We start from the raw sequence: 4,343 nt of genomic DNA, 5'->3' as shown, positions 1-4,343 counted from the left end.
CATGCGCGCGTGCTGCGGCTGCCCTTGGCCGGGCGCTTCGTGCTGGGCGTGAACGCCGCGCGCTTCGCGTCCACGCTGGCGATACTTTCAGGCAGCGGCGTGGCGTTGCTGACGGCGCTGGAGGCGGCGCGCCGAACCCTGGGCAACGACGTGCTGCGCCAGGCGGTGGATGAAGCCTCGGCGCGGGTGCGCGAAGGCGCCCCGCTATCGGCCTCGCTGGGCGCTCAAAAAGTGTTTCCGTCGCTGCTGGTGCATCTGATCGCCAGCGGCGAGAAGACCGGCCGCCTGCCCGAGCTGCTGGACCGCGGCGCGCAGAACCTGTCGCGCGACCTGGAGCGGCGCGCCATGGCCATGACGGCCCTGCTGGAGCCGGCGCTGATATTGCTGATGGGGGGATTCGTGCTGCTGATCGTACTGGCGGTGATGAGCCCGATCCTGGAGATGAATCAGCTGATTCGTTAGGCGCGGTAATGATTTGCGGGTGTTGAAGCAGCCAGAACCTTGCTGCCCCAACACCCGCAAAATCCAGCGTAGGTCTCGCGGCTGCCGGCAGGTCCAGTCTGCCCGCTCAGCCGCAATTCCCGTGGAATTTACAGTGCCTCTTCGTCGCTTTCGCCCGTGCGAATGCGGATGGCCTGTTCGACCGGCGTGACGAAGATCTTGCCATCGCCGATCTTGCCGGTGCGGGCCGCTTTGACCACGGCTTCGATGGCGGCTTCGACCTGGCTGTCGGGCAGCACCACTTCGACGCGGATCTTGGGCAGGAAGTCCACCACGTACTCGGCGCCGCGGTAAAGCTCGGTATGGCCTTTCTGGCGGCCGAAACCCTTGACTTCGGTAACGGTCAGGCCGCTGACGCCGACTTCGGCCAGCGCTTCGCGGACTTCGTCGAGCTTGAAGGGTTTGATGATGGCGGTGACTTGTTTCACGTTGGTCGTCCTGGGTTTTTGATCTGTTGCGGCGCCCTGGCTTGGCATGGCCGCAGGGCGCGTTGGATAAGAGAATACCACCCGCCAGGGGGGCCCAAATACCGGGTTCCCCCTTGGCGGGACATCCCGGTCAGGCTTCGTCCGGAATGCGTTCGGCGTCGCGCATCCACACCACCGACTCGGAATCGCTGGGCGCGCGCCAGTCGCCGCGCGGCGACAGCGAACCGCCGGAGCCGACCTTGGGCGCGTTGGGCACGCAGCTGCGCTTGAACTGGCTGAGGCGGAAGAAGCGGTCCAGGAAAATCTTCAGGTTGCGCTTGATGGCCGCCAGGTCGTACTGGTTGCGGGCCACGTGGCCGCCCTCGGGCCAGGCGCCGGCCTCGCGGTCGCGCCAGGCTGCCAGCGCCAGGAAGGCGACCTTGGTCGGCGCGAAGCCGTAGCGCAGCGTGTAGTACAGATTGAAGTCCTGCAGCTCGTAGGGGCCGATGCTGTCTTCGCTTTTCTGGACCGGCTTGTCGTCCGCGCCGCCGGGCACCAATTCGGGGCTGACGTCGGTACCCAGCACGTCCAGCAACACCCGCGCCCCCTCGTCGCCCAGGCGGCCGGATTCGGCCACCCAGCGTACCAGGTGGGTTATGAGCGTCTTGGGCACGCTGGCGTTGACGCTGTAGTGCGACATGTGGTCGCCCACGCCGTAGGTGCACCAGCCCAGCGCCAGCTCGCTCAGGTCGCCGGTGCCGATGACGATGGCGTGGTTGAAATTCGCGATGCGGAACAGGTGGTTGGTGCGTTCGCCGGCCTGCACGTTCTCGAAGGTGATGTCGTAGACCGGCTTGCCGTCCGCATAGGGATGGCCCAGGTCCTTGAGCATCTGCAGGCAGCTGGGCCGGATATCGATCTCGGACGCCGTGCATCCCACCACCTCCATCAACTGGCGCGCCTGCTGCAGCGTGCGCGTACTGGTGGCGAAGCCGGGCATCGTGACCGCCAGGATATTGGAACGCGGCAACTCCAGCGCGTCCATGGCCTTGGCGCAGACCAGCAGCGCATGGGTCGAATCCAACCCGCCGGAAATGCCGATGACAACCTTGGACATGCCGCTGGCCGAGAGGCGCTGGACCAGCGCCTGCACCTGGATGCTGTAGACCTCCTTGCAGCGGGCATCGCGGCGCTGCGGATCGGCCGGCACATAGGGAAAGCGCGCCACGCGCCGCTCCAGCGGAAGTTCGGCGTCTTCCAGCGGCGGGTTCACGGGCACCGCCACGCTGCGGAACTTGCGGACTTCGTCCTGGTGGCGGCGCACCGACTGGCCGAAGGTGGTCTGGCGCATGCGTTCGCGCGACAGGCGCTCGAGGTCCACGTCCGCGAACAGCAGATGGGAATGGCCGAGGAAGCGTTCCGATTCGCCCAGCAGTTCACCGTTTTCGTAGATGAGCGCCTGGCCGTCCCAGGCCATATCGGTGGAAGACTCGCCCCGCCCGGCGGAGGTGTACATATAGGCCGACAGGCAGCGCGCCGACTGCTGCGCCACCAGTTGGTGGCGGTATTCGGACTTGCCGACCACGATATTGGAGGCCGACAGGTTCACCAGCACGGTGGCGCCGGCCAGCGCGGCGTAGGAGGACGGCGGGATGGGCACCCAGACGTCCTCGCAGATTTCGACGTGGAACTGAAACAGCGGCAGCTTTTCCATCTGGAAGATCTGCTCGGACCCGAAAGGCACGGTCTGGCCCAGCAGGCTGATCTCGGACGCGATGGCGCAATCCCCGGCGCTGAACTGGCGCGCTTCGTAGAATTCGCCGTAATTGGGCAGGTAGCTCTTGGGCACCACGCCCAGCACCCGGCCGCCGGCGGCGACCACGGCGCAATTGAACAACTGGTGGGCCACGCGCAGCGGCGCGCCGACGATCACGGCGATGTCCATCTCGGCCGTGGCCGCGACCACCTGCGCCAGCGCGGCCTCGCATTCGTCCAGCAAGGCCTTCTGGTGGAACAGGTCATCGCAGGTGTAGGCGGACAGGCCCAGTTCGGGAAACGCCGCCAGCACCGCGCCGCCCTGGGCGGCCTGCTGCGCCAGCGCAATGGTCTGCGCGGCGTTGAACGCGGGGTCCGCGACCTTGCATTCGGGCACGCCGACGGCCACCCGGGCAAAGCCGTGGGAATACAGGTTGAAGAACGGGTTCGACATCGGGTCTATCGCCTGGGATTTCAACCCGTGGATTATCTCACGGGGCCACCTTCGCCCAGCCGGCGGATTCGCCCCTGGCACCCGCCGCGCCAAATGACGGACTCCGGGTCCCGCAGACCTAGCGCGGCATCTTCGCGTCGGTCAGCCCGCGCTCCGAGGGCGCGGACAGGCCCGGGCGGCCGCCCTCGACAGCCAACGCGGCCTGCAAGGCGCCTTCGCGCAGATGGACGCCCATCGCGCCGATGTCCGCGCCCGAAGGCTGCTGGTACAGGCGCAGGCCCAGTTCGGGCAGGATGGCCAGCAGATGGTCGAAGATGTCGCCCTGGATGCGCTCGTACTCCACCCAGGCGGTCACGGCCGTAAAGCAATAGACCTCGACCGGAATGCCTTCGGAGGTGGGCTCCATCATGCGCACCATCATCGCCATGTCCTGGCGGACTTCGGGATTCTGCTTCAGGTAGGCCAGCGCGTAGGTCCGCAGCGTGCCGATATTGGTCAGGCGGCGGCGGTTGGCCGGCACGCTGGCCAGCTCGCCCATGGTCTGGTTGGCCTGGGCGATATCGTGGGTCTTGGCCTGCAGGTAGTCGTGCAGCAGGCGGAAACGCATCAGCCGTTGGGCCTCGTCGTCGCTCAGGAAGCGCACGCTGGCCGCGTCGATGCGGATGGTGCGCTTGATGCGCCGCCCGCCGGATTCGAACATGTGGCGATAGTTGCGGTAGCTTTCCGAGAACAGCTTGTAGGTGGGCACCGTGGTGACGGTGTTGTCCCAGTTCTGCACCTTGACCGTATGCAGCGCGATGTCCTTCACGAAGCCGTCGGCGTTGGATTGCGGCATCTCGATCCAGTCGCCGATGCGCAGCATGTCGTTGCTGGTCAGCTGGGTGCTGGCCACCAGCGACAGCAGCGTGTCCTTGAACACCAGCAGCAGCACGGCGGACAGCGCGCCCAGGCCGGATATCATCCAGAGCGGGGAGCGGTCGATCAGGATGGAAAGCACCAAAACGGTGCATACCGTCATCAGGATCAGCTTGCTGATCTGGATATAGCCCTTGATGGAGCGGGTCTGCGCCCGCGTGGTCGCGGAATAGGTGTCCTGCCAGGCGCTCAACACCCCGGAAAACGCCATGAACACGCAGATCCATGCCCCGGCGTGCGCCAGCCGCCCCACGATCGTGACGGCGCGCTCGACGTGGGGCACCAGGTCGATGCCTATCGACACCACGGCG

At 66.4% G+C, this 4,343-nt stretch carries 4 protein-coding genes; 1 reads left to right on the top strand and 3 read right to left on the bottom strand.

Annotation, left to right across the window (positions count from 1 at the left end; all coding sequences use genetic code 11):
• On the top strand, window positions 1-462 hold a 462-nt coding region (locus VIR09_RS19085; RefSeq protein ID WP_332014290.1), incomplete at its 5' end, for a type II secretion system F family protein.
• Window positions 463-590: 128 nt separating this feature from the next.
• Here VIR09_RS19085 and VIR09_RS19080 read toward each other — a convergent pair.
• From VIR09_RS19080 to VIR09_RS19070, 3 genes are all read right to left on the bottom strand, one after another.
• The gene (locus VIR09_RS19080; protein WP_013393295.1) at window positions 591-929 is read right to left on the bottom strand and encodes a P-II family nitrogen regulator; all 339 of its coding nucleotides are present in this window, start codon (window positions 927-929) and stop codon (window positions 591-593) included.
• Between the two features lie 130 nt (window positions 930-1,059).
• Window positions 1,060-3,117, bottom strand: a complete 2,058-nt coding sequence (locus VIR09_RS19075) for an NAD(+) synthase (protein WP_332014289.1) — start codon at window positions 3,115-3,117, stop codon at window positions 1,060-1,062.
• Window positions 3,118-3,235: 118 nt separating this feature from the next.
• Window positions 3,236-4,343: mechanosensitive ion channel family protein (locus VIR09_RS19070; protein ID WP_332014288.1), on the bottom strand; the 1,108-nt coding region annotated here is incomplete at its 5' end.

Source organism: Achromobacter sp. (assembly GCF_036567245.1).
Classification (GTDB): domain Bacteria; phylum Pseudomonadota; class Gammaproteobacteria; order Burkholderiales; family Burkholderiaceae_B; genus Achromobacter.
This window is presented reverse-complemented; position numbering and strand designations above follow the sequence as displayed.